This is a genomic window from Pseudomonas jessenii (assembly GCF_002236115.1).
GTDB classification, from domain to species: Bacteria; Pseudomonadota; Gammaproteobacteria; order Pseudomonadales; family Pseudomonadaceae; genus Aquipseudomonas; species Aquipseudomonas jessenii.
Genome location: NZ_NIWT01000010.1, coordinates 79,936 through 96,191, shown reverse-complemented (window position 1 = coordinate 96,191; position 16,256 = coordinate 79,936). Strand labels below are relative to the sequence as shown.

The window sequence follows — 16,256 nt, the reverse complement described above, 5'->3', positions numbered from 1 at the left end:
TGCTTGCTCGCGATGAGGCCAATTGCCGCGCCGCAAATCTCAATCGAGCATGAACAGGGCATCATTGCTGAACTGCCCTTCGAACCGCCCCGCCGGCATCGGCCGACCGAACAGATAACCCTGTACCTCGTCGCAACCGTGCTCCCTCAGGAAATCCAGCTGCTCATGGGTTTCCACGCCTTCGGCGATCACCGCCAGGTTGAGGCTGTGGGCCATGGCAATGATTGCCCGGGCGATTTGTGCATCCTGCTCGCCGCTGGGCAGGCCATCGACAAAGGTGCGGTCGATCTTCAGAACGTCGATCGGGAACTGCTTGAGGTAGTTGAGCGATGAGTAACCGGTACCGAAATCGTCGACCGCAATGCTCAGGCCGAGGTTTTTCAGGCCGTCGAGGATCTGCATCGCCTCGTTGACTTCGCGCATCAGGATACTTTCGGTCAGTTCCAGTTCCAGGCACGCCGGCGGCAGGCCGGTTTCCTTGAGGATGGTGGCGATACGCGTACCGAGCTGGCCGTCGGAGAACTGTCGCGCCGAGATGTTCACCGACACCTTCGGCACCCGTACCCTGGCCTGATGCCAGGCCTTGAGTTGACGGCAGGCTTCGCTGATCACCCAGTCGCCGACATCCACCACCAGCCCGAGCTCTTCGAGCACCGGAATGAAATCCCCCGGCGGCACCAGCCCGCGGCGTGGATGACGCCAGCGCAACAGTGCCTCGGCACCGGTCAGACGCTTGCCATCACCGCTGAACTGCGGCTGGTAATACAGCACGAATTCGTTCTGTTCCAGGGCATGGCGCAAGTCGCTTTCCAGCTCCAGACGTTCCAGCGCACTGGCGTTCATGTCCGCCTGATAGAACTGGAAGTTGTTCTTGCCACGCTCCTTGGCGTGGTACATCGCAGTGTCGGCATTCTTCATCAACTGGCTGAGTTCGTTGCCGTCCTGCGGACTCAGGGCGATGCCGATACTGGCGGTGACGAAGAACTCGCGGCCTTCGAGCACGAATGGTTTCACCAGGCTGGCGAGAATCTGTTCGGCCACATGGATCGCCCGGTTCAGGGCGATTTCACGGTTGGCTCGCGGTTGCAGGAGCAAGGTGAATTCGTCACCGCCCATGCGCGCCACGGTGTCGTCATCGTCGACGCAACCGAGCAGGCGCGTGGCCATTTCCTTGAGCATGCGGTCGCCGGCGGCGTGGCCCAGGGAGTCGTTGATCGGCTTGAAACGGTCGAGGTCGAGGAACATCAGCACCACCCACGACTTCTGCCGTTCGGCCGATTGCAGTGCCGTGTGCAGTCGATCCTGGAACAGTGAACGGTTGGGCAGGTGGGTCAGGGCGTCGTAGTAGGCGAGGCGGTGAATCCGTTGCTCGCTGGCCTTGCGCTCGCTGATGTCGCTGAAGAAACACACATAACTGGCCAGGTCGCCTTCGTCGTCGAGTACGGCGGTGATCCCGACCCAGGCCGGGTAGTGCTCGCCGTTGCGACGCTTGAGCCAGACTTCGCCTTCCCAGGTGCTGTGCTGGCCCAATTGCTTGAGCACGTAACGCAGATGGGCTTCTTGCTGGTCGTCGACGGTCAGCATGTTCGGCAGTTGGTCGAGGACCTGCTCCACGGCGTAACCGCTGACACGACTGAAGGCTTCGTTGGCCTGGACGATGTAGCCGGCCGGGTCGGTGATCAGGATCGCCGAGGTCGAGTGTTCGAATACCGTGGCGGCCATGCGCAGATCTTTTTCGGCCCGGCGTTGCTGGCTGATGTCGCGGCCGACGCCGAGCACGCCTTCGAACGTACCGTATTCGTCCCAGACCAATACCAGGCGCAGTTCGATCGGGATCTTGCGCCCGTCGGCCCGCAGGCAGTCGAACAGGAACAGTTGGGTTTGCACCTGGCTGCGCAACAGCGCCAGTTGGTCCGGTTGATCCAGCGCTTTGCTGACCCGGTCCATCAGGTGGTAGATGCCGGTCAGCTGTTGCGGGTTGGCGATGGTCGATTGCCAGCCGTTCTGGAAAATCCACTCGGCGTCGTAGCCCAGCACTGCTAGCACCGAAGGGCTGACGTAATTGAGGTTAAGGCGGCTGTCGGTGGAGAAGATCACGTCGCTGATGCTTTCGGCAAGCATGCGGTAGCGCTGCTCGCTGTCGCGCAGCGATTCGCTGGCTTCGATCTGGTCGGTGATGTCCTTGGCCACGCCGATGATCCGCGTGACCTGGTCGTCCTTGTCCCGCGCCAGTGCCTGCTCGCGAATCTCGAAGCGTCGCCACTGGCCGTCCCGATGGCGGAAGCGCAACTGGCACTGCATTAACTGGCGATAACCGGCCTGGCGCTGGATCTGGCGAGAGCGGTGGTAATAGTCGGCGTCTTCGGGATGCAGGAGGATTTCCCAGAAGTATTCGCCCATCTGGTGCAGTTCGTTGCGGTTGTAACCCAGGGTCTGGCCCAGATGGTGGTTGCTGTAGATCATGCGCTGGCTGATCACATCCTGCACATACAGATGATCCGGCACGGTGCGCACCACGTCCGACCAGAACCCTTCGCGCTCCTGCAGCGACAGCTCGATGAGCTTGCGACTGGTGATGTCAGTGATGCTCAGGATCACCGCATTGTAGTCGTCCGGGGTTTGCGGCAGACACAGCACCAGCCACAGGTGCTGGATGCGGCCGCTGGCGTCCTGCAGCTTGATTTCCAGCTCAAGCTGTTGCTGCTGGTTGAGCATCGCGTCGAGCACCTGGTTGCCGATGGCGGTGCCATCCTGCGGATTACCGTCGATCAGCAATTTCCAGGCTTGGTCGGCGCTATCGACATTAAGCAGTTGCAACGCTACCTGGTTGACCTCGGTGATCCGCAGTTCCTTGAGCAATGGTCGGCGTTGCTCCGGGATCGCCAGCCACGCTTGCAGTTGCTCACTGCCCTGCAGTTGTGCCTTGTCGAAAAAGACCTTGAGCCCGGACATATCGAGGACGCACAAGGCCACGCCGGTGCCTTCGAAAATGTCCTGGTAACGCCGGCGGCCTTCCTTCAACTGGCGCTGACGCCGGCGCGTGTTCAGCAAGGCGAGGAACGGCAGCATGGAGAACGCCAGGCCCAGCAGACATTTGCCGATGAACGCCGGCAGCAGCTCTTCCAGCACGCGCTGACGGTCGAACAGGCCGCGCAATTGCCAATCGCTGCTGCTCAGCGGAACCGTCAGCACGCTGTTGGCGACATCGTCCTCGGTCAGCGTGCCCGGATTGACCGAGGGCAGCGCTTCGTCGCGGCTGATGATCTGATGACTGATGCGGTTCTCCACCAGCCACAACGGGCGGCCACCGGCCTCGCGTTGCTTGGTCAGGGACGAAAAGAAGGTGGGCGTCAGGCGCAGGACCCAATAGCCTCGGGAACTGCCGCTGGCCTGATGCAACAATAAATGCACCACGGAACCGTCGGTGGCATTGCTGAAGTAGTGCGCCTGGGCGTGGCTGCGCCGTACCAGTTCACTCAGGTAGTTGTTGTCATCGCTGTCGGGAGCGCTGTCACTGATGACTCTTCCCGAGGGACTGAGCAACGCCAGGCTGCGCAGATCAGGCAGCGACTGTTGCAGCTTGCGCAACAGGGCCTGCAGTTCATCGGCGCCCTGCGGTTGCTCGACGATCGGCAACAGGTTGAGGGCGATCTGCGCGTTGAGCGCCATGTTCAGGCTGACCTGCGCGGCCAGATCGGCGGTGTAGTCGATGGTGTACTGACGCTGGTTCTTCTGGGTTTCGCGCAACTGGTCGAGCAACTGCCAGAACAGCAGGGCCAGCAGCAATAATACGAGTGTCGCCAAGGTGCCCTTCAAAGTTCCGCGCAGGGGGGAGCCGGGCGCTGTGGCCGGCGCACTGGAAGTCGGAGGCGGAGGGACAATGGACAAGCTGTAATCCTGCGGTTTGGCTGGACTGGCGCGACGTGCACTATAAGCCGGACGCCCGAAGGGCGGCTAGCATGCCTTGAGTTGTGGCGAAGTGCCATCCCCTGTCCGTCGGCTGGACTGCCACCGGTCATTAAGGTAGCTTTGCGGGTTACGCGGGAGCGTTCCAGCTCCTAGACTCAGACTTTTTTCAGCGCGCACGTCTTGATCTCCTCAAGCGGGCGACGCGCACAGTCTGGCCGGGCATTGCCTGCGCTCCAATCATTCATCAGTCACTGACCCTAGGTTCTCCATGGCTCAATACGTATTCACCATGCATCGGCTGGGCAAAGTTGTTCCGCCGAAGCGGGAAATCCTGAAAAACATTTCTCTGTCGTTCTTCCCCGGCGCCAAGATCGGCGTGCTCGGCCTCAACGGTTCGGGTAAATCCACGCTGCTGAAAATCATGGCTGGCGTCGACACCGAGTTCGAGGGCGAAGCCCGTCCGATGCCGGAGCTGAACATCGGCTACCTGCCCCAGGAACCACAACTGGATCCGACCAAGACCGTGCGTGAAGTGGTCGAGGAAGCGGTCAGCGTGATCAAGGACGCCCAGGCACGCCTGGACGAGGTCTACGCCGCCTACGCCGATCCGGATGCCGACTTCGACAAGCTGGCTGCCGAACAGGCCAAGCTCGAAGCGATCCTGCAGGCCAGCGACGGCCATAACCTGGAGCGTCAGCTGGAAGTCGCCGCCGATGCACTGCGTCTGCCGGCGTGGGATGCCAAGGTTGAAGTCCTCTCCGGTGGTGAAAAACGCCGTGTGGCCCTGTGCCGTCTGCTGCTGTCGGCACCGGACATGCTGCTGCTCGACGAACCGACCAACCACCTGGACGCCGATTCCGTCGCCTGGCTGGAGCACTTCCTGCACGACTTCCCGGGCACCGTGGTCGCGATCACGCACGACCGTTACTTCCTGGACAACGTTGCCGGCTGGATTCTGGAACTCGACCGCGGCGCGGGCATTCCTTACGAGGGTAACTATTCGGGTTGGCTGGAAGCCAAGTCCGATCGTCTGGCTGCCGAATCCAAGCAGCAGTCGGCTCACGAAAAAGCCATGAAGGAAGAACTGGAGTGGGTGCGCAAAGGCGCCAAGGCCCGCCAGTCGAAATCCAAGGCTCGTCTGCAACGCTTCGAAGAAATGCAGTCGCAGGAATTCCAGAAGCGCAGCGAAACCAACGAGATTTACATCCCGGCCGGTCCACGCCTGGGCGACAAGGTCATCGAATTCAAGAACGTCACCAAGGGCTATGGCGACCGCGTGCTGATCGACAACCTGTCGTTCTCCATGCCTAAAGGTGCCATCGTCGGCGTGATCGGTGGTAACGGCGCCGGTAAGTCGACCCTGTTCCGCATGCTGATGGGCAAGGAAACGCCGGATTCGGGCAGCATCGAAGTCGGTGAAACCGTGCAGCTGGCTTGTGTGGATCAGAGCCGTGAGGACCTGGACGGCAGCAAGACCGTGTTCCAGCAGATCTCCGACGGTTCCGACCAGATCCGCATCGGCAACTACGAGATCCCGTCGCGTACCTATGTCGGTCGCTTCAACTTCAAGGGCGGCGATCAGCAGAAGTTCGTCAAGGACCTGTCCGGTGGTGAGCGCGGTCGCTTGCACCTGGCCCTGACCCTGAAAGAGGGCGGCAACGTCCTGCTGCTCGACGAACCGTCCAACGACCTCGACGTCGAAACCCTGCGCTCCCTGGAAGAGGCCTTGCTGGACTTCCCGGGCGCCGCCATTGTGATCTCTCACGATCGGTGGTTCCTTGACCGCGTCGCGACGCACATCCTGGCGTACGAGGACGACTCGCAAGCGGTGTTCTTCGAAGGTAACTACAGCGAATACGAAGCTGATCGCAAAAAGCGTCTCGGCGAAGCAGCTGCCCAGCCGCATCGTGTACGCCACAAGAAACTGGCCTGATTTCAGGATGGTTGCATAAAGAGCGGAGCCTTCGGGCTCCGTTTTTTTTGCGCGTTTTTTCAGTGATACCGCGGCGCATTCATCGCGAGCAAGCTCGCTCCCACAGGGGAATGCATTTCAAACTGTGGGAGCGAGCTTGCTCGCGATAGCGATCTCCCTTGTGGTGCAAAAGCCAGATCTTGAATCCCTGTTCGGGTGCAAAAAAGGCCAGAAAGCCGGAATAATTTATATCCTGTGCACCATTTAATTTCATGAATGCGACATTCTGCTCTGTTCCTGTGCGCGAATCGTTTGTTACAGTCCGGCTCAATCTCCTCCAACGACAATAAATTTGCCGAGACTTTTCCATGATCGAATCCGTCGAATCCTTCCTTGCGCGCCTGAAAAAACGCGACCCGGACCAACCCGAATTTCACCAGGCTGTCGAAGAAGTCCTGCGTACCCTGTGGCCGTTTCTTGAAGCCAATCCGCATTACCTGACCTCCGGCATCCTGGAGCGCATCTGCGAGCCGGAGCGGGCGGTGGTGTTTCGCGTGTCGTGGGTCGACGATCAGGGCAAGGTCCAGGTCAATCGTGGTTTCCGCATCCAGATGAACAGCGCGATCGGCCCGTACAAGGGTGGCCTGCGTTTCCACCCGTCGGTGAACATGGGCGTCCTGAAATTCCTCGCGTTCGAGCAAACCTTCAAAAACTCCCTGACCTCGCTGCCCATGGGCGGCGGCAAGGGCGGGTCGGACTTTGATCCGAAAGGTAAAAGTGATGCGGAAGTCATGCGCTTCTGCCAGGCCTTCATGAGCGAGCTGTACCGCCACATCGGCGCCGACGTTGACGTACCGGCCGGTGATATCGGTGTCGGCGCGCGGGAAATCGGTTTCCTGTTCGGCCAGTACAAGCGCCTGAGCAACCAGTTCACCAGCGTGCTGACCGGCAAAGGCCCAAGTTACGGCGGCAGCCTGATTCGCCCGGAAGCCACCGGTTTCGGTTGCGTGTACTTCGCCGAAGAAATGCTCAAGCGTCGCGGCCTGGCCGTGGAAGGTAAGCGCGTAGCGATCTCCGGTTCCGGCAACGTCGCGCAATACGCGGCGCGCAAGGTCATGGACCTGGGCGGCAAAGTGATTTCGCTGTCCGACTCCGAAGGCACGCTGTATTGCGAAAGCGGTTTGACCGAGGAGCAATGGCTGGCGGTGCTGGAGCTGAAGAACGTACAGCGCGGGCGTATTCGTGAACTGGCCGACCGTTTTGGCCTGGAGTTCCGCGCAGGTGAGCTTCCGTGGAGCCTGAGTTGCGACATCGCGCTGCCGTGCGCGACGCAAAACGAACTGGATGCCGAAGCCGCTCGCACCTTGCTGCGCAACGGCTGCATCTGCGTGGCCGAAGGCGCGAACATGCCGACCACCCTTGAGGCGGTGGACCTGTTCATCGAGGCGAACATTCTGTTTGCGCCGGGCAAGGCATCCAATGCCGGCGGCGTGGCGGTGAGCGGGCTGGAAATGTCGCAGAACGCCATGCGCCTGGCGTGGACCGGTGGCGAGGTGGATAGCAAACTGCACGCGATCATGCAGTCGATTCACCACGCTTGCGTGCATTACGGCGAAGAGAATGGCCGGGTCAACTACGTCAAGGGCGCGAACATCGCCGGCTTCGTCAAAGTCGCCGATGCCATGCTGGCCCAAGGCGTCGTCTAAGTCGGTTCGATACGGATCACTTCAATCAGTTGATCCCCGGCGGGGCGCTGCCACAGCACTTCGTCGTTGAGTCGTGCGCCGAGCAGCGCCCGACCCAGCGGTGAACTCCAATTGATCAGGCCGTGGGCGGCATCGGCCTGATCTTCGCCCACCAATTGTACCCGGCGTTCGGTGGCGTGTTCATCGGCGTAGGTCACCCAACTGCCGATCTGCACTTTCTCGGTCGAAGTCGCGGCGGGTACCACCTGAGCGCTGCCCAGGCGCTGCTTGAAGTAACGCAAATCACGTTCGAGATCCGCCAGGCGCTGCTTGTCGGCCTGTTCGCCTTTTGCCGATTGTTCGGCGTGCAGGGATTGCAGTTCGGCGACTTTTCCCTGCAACAGGTTCAGGCCTTGCGGCGTGACGTAATTGGTCTGCGCGCTGACCTGCCGTTCGACTGGCTGATCGGCTTGCGCGGCGGCACTATCTTCATTGACGAAGGCACGGCTCATGGAATTCTCCCGGTATAGGATTTGGGCCATGGTCGCAGGCATTTGGTTTCACTGGATGTCTGAAAGCGACTTACGGCGAGTGATAGCCTGTCTGCAACCGACGATTCTCAGTGGGAGCGAGCTTGCTCGCGATGAGGGACTGACATTCAACAAGTGTGCTGGCTGAAAGGCCGCCATCGCGAGCAAGCTCGCTCCCACAGGGTGGGAGGTGTGTCAGGTCAGTAGTGATACCACTTCAGCTCAAGCATCACTTCGTTCTCGGCCGTCGCCAAATGGCTGAATTCGCGCTGGGCGCTCAAGCGCAGTCCGAGATTGCGGGATATTTCCCATTGCTGATTCAGGCTCAGGCTACGGCGCACTTCACCATTGGTGAAAAAGTCGCCCTTGGCTTCCAGGCTCAAATTGCCCAGCGGGTTTTTCCACAGCACACCACTGTTGAACCCGGCGGCCGGGGCAATGAAAGCGGCGAAATCGTTGTTGTGCTCGATGCGCACAGTGCCCAGGGCAAATCCGAGCAGGTCATCGCCCAGTTGCCAGGTGCCACCGCCACCGCCGTTGACGTGGCTGACCAGGGTTTGGTCATCGTGCTTACCCGGCACTCGCTCCAGACCACCGGTGACTTGCCATGACAGCGGTTGCAGCAGCTCGTTACGCGGGGTCAGGGAGCGAATCGTTGCCAGGTCCAGTTGTTGCACTTGCCATTCATTGCTTTCGTACTGGCGCAGTTTCAATTGCAGGATTTCGATCTGCGCGCCAAGGGGAAAGCTTTCGTTGTTGTCGTTGAGGTCGTGATAAGCCATGCGCAAGCCGTACTCGCCAAAGGCTTTATCTCCACGGCTGCCGAGGCCGAGCTGCCAGGTGCGGGACTCATGACCGTCTTCAGGCAGGCCCGGTTGCGGGATATCCAGTTCCGGCGCCGGGTTCTGGTTGATGGCCCGCAGCAGTTCGAAGCTGCGCTGGGCGCGTGCCGGGTCGCGTTCCTGGCCATTGGCGCGGTAACGCTCCAGACGATAGGCCGCATCGATGATCATTGCCTGACGGTCGCGGGCTTGCGCCTTGAACGCCGGGTCCTGCAATTGTTTCTGATCGGCGCTGACTTTCAGCACCCACTGTTGCTCTTCAGGGTCCAACGGCTCGGCGCGGCTGAGCAACTCGCGCTCCCGGGACGGACGATACTGGATCGATTCCACCAATCCGGCATCTTTCACGGCTTTGACGGTGTCGGTCGGGATGGCGGTGAGTGGGAATTGCTCGGTCAGGCGCAGGCCCGGTCGGGCCACTTGCAGCAGTTCCAGCAAGCGGTATGAGCAGTTTTCGTCGAAGAAGAAATAGTCGAACTTGATCTGCTTCAGCTCCCAGACGTGCTCGACCATGCGCGCGGTTTCCTGTTGGGTCAGGTTCAGGCGGTACTCCCACAGGTCGCGGTTTTCCAGGCTGCGGTATTCCGAGAGCTTTTCCTGATAGGGCACCATCGCGAACAGGCCGGGATAGCCGCCCATCAGGCCTTTCCAGGCATAGATGATGCTGTTGTCCGAGCCCTCGATGTAAGCGCCGAAGTTGATCGCGTAACTGAGTAGCGAAGTCTTGTCGCTCTTCACCTCGGCCTGGTCGATGCGCAACAGGGTATGGCCGAACATCGAGGACGGGCTGTTCAGGTAAGCCGCCGGGAAGATCATCACCGCGCTGTCGGGCGAGACGTCCTTGAACCATTGCTTGAACCCGGCGCAGTCCGGCGTCGGCAGTCCGGCCAGGCCGAGTTGGTCTTTCAGCCAGCGGGTGCGGGCCGGGTAGACGCATTGAGCGTGTGTTTCACCGGCACTGGCCGGGGCGTACAAGGCTTGTACAGTCGCCGCCAGTTCATGGTCCGGATGTTCATTGCCGTCAGCGGCGAGGAAGAACTTGCGGTCACTGACATAGCTGCGCCAGCCGCCGAGCTTGGCGGTTTCGTAATGGCCCAGGGATATCCAGAAAGGGTCGTTGGCCAGTTGCTGCAAACGTTGTGGTTCGATGTGAGGCGCGGCGGATAGCGGGGCGCAGACACACAGCGCCAGCCAGGCAAGGCGTTTGAGCATAGAAGGCAACTTAAACAGGAAAAAATAAAGACCCAACGAGGTGGATGCCGTTTGCCTGTAGGAGCTGGCTTGCCAGCGATGGTTTCAAAGGCGCTGTGTTTATCCAGTAAACACGCGTGATCGTTAACGACCATCGCTGGCAAGCCAGCTCCTACAGTCAGCGACATTACCCAAAGAGGGGCAGGTCCAAAAAACAAAACCCGCTTCCCGAAAGAAGCGGGGCGGGTCGAGCTTAAGCCTGAGTCGCGTACTTGGCCAGACGAGGGTCGGCTTTGAGCACGGCCAGGGTATTGGTATGCACGTCTTCTGCGGTCACGTCAGCCTTGCTGAAGATCTGCTGGAAGTGCTCGTGAGTGACGGCGGCGAAGTGCGCACGGTCTTCCGGCGCCACGCCCAGTACCACGGCATAGGTGGTCAGCGCTTCGCCCTGACCCTTGGCCATGTCTTCGGACAGCTCGTTCATCATGCCATTCATGGCAAACCAGGATTTGCCGCCATAGGTCAGCGACGCATTGGTTGCGCAACCGTTGGTGCCGGAGGTCATGCCGAAGGTTGCGTTGCCGGAGGTTCCGTTGGTGGTGGATGCCAGGAAGTGAGCTGGAGTACCACGCTGGCCTTCGAACAGCATGTTGCCCCAACCGCAATCCGGACCGCCAGGCGCTTGCGCCATGGCATTGATGGATACAGCGGTGAAGAGAGTACCAAGAAGAATCCGTTTCATAGCTTTGTTCTCTTTGTGTGCGTACCAATAGACAAGGGAGTCTGGCCCCGGCTCTGCATGCAAACTGCCTGCGCGACAATCATGCTGCGTTGAAAGCAGGCTCGGAATGCTCATGTAGGCCCCTACACTCCGCTTCCTTGCCTGCTTTCGCCTTGCCTGATCGCCGCTCGGCGAGTTTTCCTGCAGACCCTTCCGGTGCCAGTGGGCCGGTCATTAGTCCAGCCGCGCAGTTTGGAGTTTAGGCACGATCACAGGGTTCCGTGATTTTTTGCAAAACATTCATGGAAAACGGCCGCGCAAGCCCGGCCCGCCTGGGGTTGGCCGGTTGACGGTGATCAGGCCTGCGGCGCTCCTTGCCAGTCGGGCATGGGCGGCGCCAGAATGCTGCCATCTGCCCCGCCTGATTGTTAAGGAAGCCCGATGCCTGATCCTGTTGCTGCCAGCTTGCGTCTAGCGCCCGAAGCGCTGACCCGTCCGTTTTCCGCTGAACAGTTCAGCTTCTCTACCACCAATGATCTGGAGCCCTTTCGCGGTGTGCTTGGCCAGGAACGTGCGGTCGAAGCCTTGCAGTTCGGTGTGGCCATGCCACGCCCCGGTTACAACGTATTCGTCATGGGCGAGCCCGGTACTGGTCGGTTCTCGTTCGTCAAACGCTACCTCAAGGCCGAAGGCAAGCGCCTGCAGACCCCGGCGGACTGGGTCTACGTCAACAACTTCGATGAACCGCGCGAACCACGTGCCCTGGAGTTGCCGTCGGGCACTGCCGGTAACTTCATTGGTGATATCAACGGTTTGATCGACAACCTGCTGGCGACATTTCCGGCAGTATTCGAGCATCCGTCCTACCAGCAGAAGAAAAGCAGTATCGACCGCGCCTTCAACCAGCGCTACGACAAGGCCCTGGACGTCATCGAGCGTCTGGCGCTGGAAAAGGAAGTTGCGCTGTACCGCGACGCCAGCAACATCGCCTTCACCCCGATGAGCGACGGCAAGGCGTTGGACGAAGCTGAGTTCGCCCAGTTGCCGGAAGCCGAGCGTGAGCGCTTTCACGAGGATATTTCGGCACTGGAGGAGCGCCTGAACGAAGAGCTCGCCAGCCTTCCGCAGTGGAAACGCGAGTCGAGCAACCAGCTGCGTCATCTGAACGAAGAAACCATTACCCTGGCCTTGCAGCCATTGTTGTCGCCATTGTCGGAGAAGTACGCCGAGAACGCGGCGGTATGCGGTTATCTGCAGGCGATGCAGGTGTACTTGCTCAAGTCCGTGGTCGAGCAGCTGGTAGACGATAGCAAGACCGACGCTGTCGCCCGCAAGTTGCTGGAAGAACAATACGCGCCGAGCCTGGTGGTCGGTCACTCGGCCAGCGGCGGTGCGCCGGTGGTGTTCGAGCCGCACCCGACCTACGAAAACCTTTTTGGCCGGATCGAATACAGCACCGATCAGGGTGCGCTTTACACCACCTACCGCCAACTGCGGCCGGGTGCCTTGCACCGGGCCAATGGCGGTTTCCTGATCCTTGAAGCGGACAAAATGCTCAGCGAGCCGTTCGTGTGGGATGCACTGAAACGCGCCCTGCAATCACGCAAACTGAAAATGGAATCACCGCTGGGTGAACTGGGCCGCCTGGCCACCGTGACCCTGACTCCGCAACACATTCCGTTGCAGGTCAAAGTCGTCATCATCGGTGCCCGTCAGCTGTATTACACGCTGCAAGACCTCGATCCGGACTTCCAGGAGATGTTCCGCGTCCTGGTGGATTTCGACGAAGACATCCCGATGGTCGACGAGAGCCTGGAGCAGTTCGCCCAGTTGCTCAAGACCCGTACTTCCGAAGAAGGCATGGCACCGCTGACCGCTGATGCGGTGGCACGTCTGGCGACCTACAGTGCACGTCTGGCCGAGCACCAGGGGCGCTTGTCGGCGCGTATCGGTGACTTGTTCCAACTGGTCAGCGAGGCGGACTTCATCCGCCATCTGGCCGGCGATGAACGGACCGACGCGGGGCATATCGAGCGCGCGCTCAAGGCCAAGGCCACACGGACCGGTCGTGTGTCGGCGCGGATTCTCGATGACATGCTGGCCGGGATCATCCTGATCGACACCGCGGGCGCGGCGGTCGGCAAGTGCAATGGTTTGACGGTGCTGGAAGTCGGCGACTCGGCCTTTGGTATACCGGCGCGGATTTCCGCCACCGTGTACCCGGGCGGCAGCGGTATCGTCGACATCGAGCGCGAGGTCAACCTCGGTCAGCCGATCCACTCCAAAGGCGTGATGATCCTTACCGGTTATCTGGGCAGCCGTTACGCCCAGGAGTTTCCGCTGGCGATTTCCGCGAGCATCGCCCTGGAGCAATCCTACGGTTATGTCGATGGCGACAGTGCTTCCCTGGGCGAGGCCTGCACCCTCATTTCGGCCTTGTCGAAAACCCCGCTCAAGCAGTGCTTTGCCATCACCGGTTCGATCAACCAGTTCGGCGAAGTGCAGGCGGTCGGCGGAGTCAACGAGAAGATCGAGGGCTTCTTCCGTTTGTGCGAAGCCCGCGGGTTGACCGGCGAGCAGGGGGCAATCATTCCTCACGCCAACGTCGCCACCCTGATGCTCGATGAGAAGGTGCTGGCGGCGGTGCGTGCGGGTCAGTTCCATGTCTACGCGGTCCGTCAGGCCGATGAAGCATTGAGTCTGCTGGTCGGCGAGCCGGCCGGCGAACCGGACGAGAATGGCGAGTTCCCTGAAGGCAGCGTGAACGCGCGGGTCGTGGAGCGCCTGAGGGTTATCGCGGAAATGATCAGCGAAGATGATCTCAAGGAAGCCGAGAAGGAGTTGGCGCAAGAGGCTTTGGCGGAAACCAAGCCGGCCTGATGCAGTAACTCATGTGGGAGCGAGCAAGCCCGCTCCCACATTTGTTTGTGTGAACCCTGGAAAAGCGTCGTCGAACTGACGTCAATATTCACACTATGACCATTCGGCGCCTTTCGGTCTTGCCTCGGCCTGCAAGGCAGACTTTTCTTCTATTCTCTGCTCAGGGATATCGACGTAATCACAGGATCGAAACAGCCTTCCCATGGGGGCTGAACACCGGATCTACCGAGGGTCGCCGCCATGTCGCGCAACCTCTGCCTCACCCGTCAATGCCTGGGCCTTGTGACCCGTATCGAATGTGCCATCCGTCCATTGGCGGGAGATACGGGCATGTGGACTCTGCTGTTCGCCGCCGGAATGGCCGGTGAACAACCTTCGGCCATCAAGGCCCAGGGCCCGTTTCACGGTCCGTTCGTCGCTGAATCAATCCTCGACACCATCGTTGAAAGCCTGACCCTGCACGGCTACGAGTTGGCCGACGATCCGCAAATCTGGTGCCTGCACCTGCAAGCCCAACTGCGGGAAATCAACGGTGGTCGCTGCCGGAACATGGGCGGCTTCGAGTTTCACCCCGAGCACTGAGTGGCACTATTGATCAAGGCGCGTCATGTCGGCCTTGTCGAGTTTGACTTCGAAACCATATTGCACGGTGGTGAGATCAGTGCGCTGATAGGTTTCCAGGCGCGTAGGCTGCCCGTAGAAGTAATGCACGGCAAACTGCGCCGGCCCCTGTGCGCTCGCGCCATGACTGACCGATAGAATCTCCTTCAAGTAACTACCGCTGTCGTCCTTGGCGAAAAAGCGCCAGTCCTGGGCGGGAAATACCTTCAGGTCCACTACCAGTGCATTGTCTTTGAGCGCGAGGCCCTTGGGCAGTTGACGGGCTTCGACGGTTTGCTTGTCGACCGTGGCCAGGAACATCGGCATCGAGCCCACCGCATAGGCCGGGGTTTGTGGAAACAGATTCATATCGTAAGTGATGGTGCCGCGCAGGGGATCGATCTGGTACGCCTCTGACGGCAGTTCGATCGGCTCGTCGCGATTGCCACGAGTGTCTTCGGTAAAGAAGCTCACCGGACTTTCACCGGGGTTGAACGATGTACCGAGCAGCTCATCGTTGAAGGTACGCAGGTGAGTGAATTCGATTCGCGCAGCGCTGGGGTCGTCGACCGACTGACTGATGCTGACGTTCTTTTTCAGCTGATCCTCACTCAGCGTTGCCCCTTTCAGCCAGCCCGCCGCCTGGTCGTCATAGACCACCACGGACAGGTTCAAGGGCTGGATGGACTTGTCCGTGGTATAGGCATCGAAGCGCCGGATCGGCAGGTCGAGGTCCTTTCGGGTGACCGTGACGGCGGAAAAATCCAGCATGCTGACTTCGAGAGTTTCGATCGTCCCGTTGAAGTACACCTTCGAATAATGTCGAGCCTGCTGTTTCTCAAAGTTGCGTTGTTCTTCATCGAGCTGTTTTTCCAGGGACTCGCTCCAGCTCTTTTGCTGCTGCATCTTGGCCAGTTGCTGCTGATAGAAGGCAATTTGTACCGAGGTTTCGTTGATTGAACCGGCGCGCGCGATGAATTGCCCGGTGCTGTCCCTGGCCTGGACGATCAGCGGGTTGAGCGGTGTTTCACTGACTTCGGAGGCCAGCGGCGTGCTGTTGTTGTATTCGATTTCCGCGTAGTTGTTCGTCAATGTGAGGAGGGTGACGCTCAGGTTGTCATTGGTGCGGGTCTGGCCTACGTCCTTTTTCGTCAGGTCGAAGCTGTAGAGGCGGCGTGGCGCGATGACTTCGACTTTACCTTGCAGGCTCACCGGTTGCGGTTGCTGCTTTCTGTCAATGTCGAGGCCTTCGATGAAGGGGTAGGCCACGGTCAGGTCATCGGGGTTGGTCAGGTTGGAGCTCGATGGGCTGAGCTGAATGCCGGGGTCGGTTTCCGACCATTCCGGCTGGAATGGAATCACCCGTTTGTTGCTTAGCGTGACCGACTGCCATTCCAGGCCATGGGGAAACAAAAACGCGGCAGGAGCGCTGAAGGTGAAGGGGAACACTGGCTGCAGATCGATCAGATAGTCGGAACTGGAGTCCTTTTGCAGCACGAACAACCCGTTGATGTAGGTGTCGACCAGGGCCTGCGGGCTCGGGTAGTGCTTGAGCATGGCGAGGGCGTCTTCGCCGTATTCGGTTTCCACCGGCTTGCTGTCGAGCTTGAGTTGCGCGCGTTCGAGCAGCAGCAGTGAGCCGCCCAGCTCCGACACGGCATCCTTGAGCTTCGGATCCTGGATGGCGTCCAGCGACTTTTCGAACTGCGCGGTTTTTTCTTCGAGGCTGACCTGGCGTTTTTCTTCGCTGGGTGAGCAGCCGCTCAGCAGCAGCGCCAGGCAAATTCCGGCACTCGTCAAAGGCAATTGCACATCCATTTCCAGTCTTCCTGTCCGACATCACTGAGCAGTCAATGATTTGGACACTAGCAGAAAAACTTTGATACACAGGCGCAGGTGGCGGATTTCTCGACGGTTTCTGGCTGCTTCTGGGTATGGACGGGGGGCTGGTATACTCGCCGCCATTTCCAGTCCAACGTGTGAGAT

Annotated in this window: 9 protein-coding genes; 4 read left to right on the top strand and 5 right to left on the bottom strand. The window is 60.0% G+C overall.

Annotation, left to right across the window (positions count from 1 at the left end):
* Positions 1–39: 39 nt before the first annotated feature.
* Positions 40–3,888, bottom strand: a complete 3,849-nt coding sequence (locus PSJE_RS28910; RefSeq protein ID WP_090451502.1) for a bifunctional diguanylate cyclase/phosphodiesterase — start codon at positions 3,886–3,888, stop codon at positions 40–42.
* A 289-nt stretch (positions 3,889–4,177) separates the two neighbouring features.
* Here PSJE_RS28910 and ettA point away from each other — a divergent pair, with 289 nt between their 5' ends.
* The gene (gene ettA, locus PSJE_RS28905) at positions 4,178–5,842 is read left to right on the top strand and encodes an energy-dependent translational throttle protein EttA (RefSeq protein ID WP_090451500.1); all 1,665 of its coding nucleotides are present in this window, start codon (positions 4,178–4,180) and stop codon (positions 5,840–5,842) included.
* Positions 5,843–6,189: 347 nt separating this feature from the next.
* On the top strand, positions 6,190–7,527 hold the full coding sequence (gene gdhA, locus PSJE_RS28900; protein WP_057713228.1) for an NADP-specific glutamate dehydrogenase: 1,338 nt from the start codon (positions 6,190–6,192) through the stop codon (positions 7,525–7,527).
* Here gdhA and PSJE_RS28895 read toward each other — a convergent pair.
* From PSJE_RS28895 to PSJE_RS28885, 3 genes are all read right to left on the bottom strand, one after another.
* Positions 7,524–8,018: a GreA/GreB family elongation factor gene (locus PSJE_RS28895; protein WP_057713229.1), complete on the bottom strand. Its 495-nt coding sequence runs from the start codon at positions 8,016–8,018 to the stop codon at positions 7,524–7,526. The genes gdhA and PSJE_RS28895 overlap by 4 nt on opposite strands.
* A 218-nt stretch (positions 8,019–8,236) precedes the next feature.
* Entirely contained in the window at positions 8,237–10,090 is a 1,854-nt protein-coding gene (locus PSJE_RS28890) for an Lnb N-terminal periplasmic domain-containing protein (protein WP_090451499.1), read from the bottom strand.
* A 232-nt stretch (positions 10,091–10,322) separates the two neighbouring features.
* Positions 10,323–10,811 (bottom strand): DUF3015 domain-containing protein, encoded by a 489-nt coding sequence (locus tag PSJE_RS28885; protein WP_007970900.1) that lies wholly within the window; start codon positions 10,809–10,811, stop codon positions 10,323–10,325.
* 420 nt (positions 10,812–11,231) lie between these two features.
* Between PSJE_RS28885 and PSJE_RS28880 the strand changes: the two genes are divergently transcribed.
* Together PSJE_RS28880 and PSJE_RS28875 are read left to right on the top strand one after the other, a co-directional pair.
* Entirely contained in the window at positions 11,232–13,670 is a 2,439-nt protein-coding gene (locus PSJE_RS28880; RefSeq protein ID WP_090451497.1) for a Lon protease family protein, read from the top strand.
* 240 nt (positions 13,671–13,910) lie between these two features.
* Entirely contained in the window at positions 13,911–14,252 is a 342-nt protein-coding gene (locus PSJE_RS28875) for a PA4575 family protein (protein ID WP_008052055.1), read from the top strand.
* Positions 14,253–14,258: 6 nt separating this feature from the next.
* Here PSJE_RS28875 and PSJE_RS28870 read toward each other — a convergent pair whose 3' ends face one another.
* Positions 14,259–16,088, bottom strand: a complete 1,830-nt coding sequence (locus PSJE_RS28870) for a hypothetical protein (RefSeq protein WP_090451495.1) — start codon at positions 16,086–16,088, stop codon at positions 14,259–14,261.
* Positions 16,089–16,256 lie beyond the last annotated feature (168 nt).

Coding starts and splice junctions, on each gene's coding strand:
- PSJE_RS28885 (WP_007970900.1), bottom strand. CDS start 10,811: ATGAAACGGATTCTTCTTGGTACTCTCTTCACCGCTGTATCCATCAAT.
- PSJE_RS28875 (WP_008052055.1), top strand. CDS start 13,911: ATGTCGCGCAACCTCTGCCTCACCCGTCAATGCCTGGGCCTTGTGACC.
- gdhA (WP_057713228.1), top strand. CDS start 6,190: ATGATCGAATCCGTCGAATCCTTCCTTGCGCGCCTGAAAAAACGCGAC.
- ettA (WP_090451500.1), top strand. CDS start 4,178: ATGGCTCAATACGTATTCACCATGCATCGGCTGGGCAAAGTTGTTCCG.
- PSJE_RS28870 (WP_090451495.1), bottom strand. CDS start 16,088: ATGGATGTGCAATTGCCTTTGACGAGTGCCGGAATTTGCCTGGCGCTG.
- PSJE_RS28895 (WP_057713229.1), bottom strand. CDS start 8,018: ATGAGCCGTGCCTTCGTCAATGAAGATAGTGCCGCCGCGCAAGCCGAT.
- PSJE_RS28880 (WP_090451497.1), top strand. CDS start 11,232: ATGCCTGATCCTGTTGCTGCCAGCTTGCGTCTAGCGCCCGAAGCGCTG.
- PSJE_RS28890 (WP_090451499.1), bottom strand. CDS start 10,090: ATGCTCAAACGCCTTGCCTGGCTGGCGCTGTGTGTCTGCGCCCCGCTA.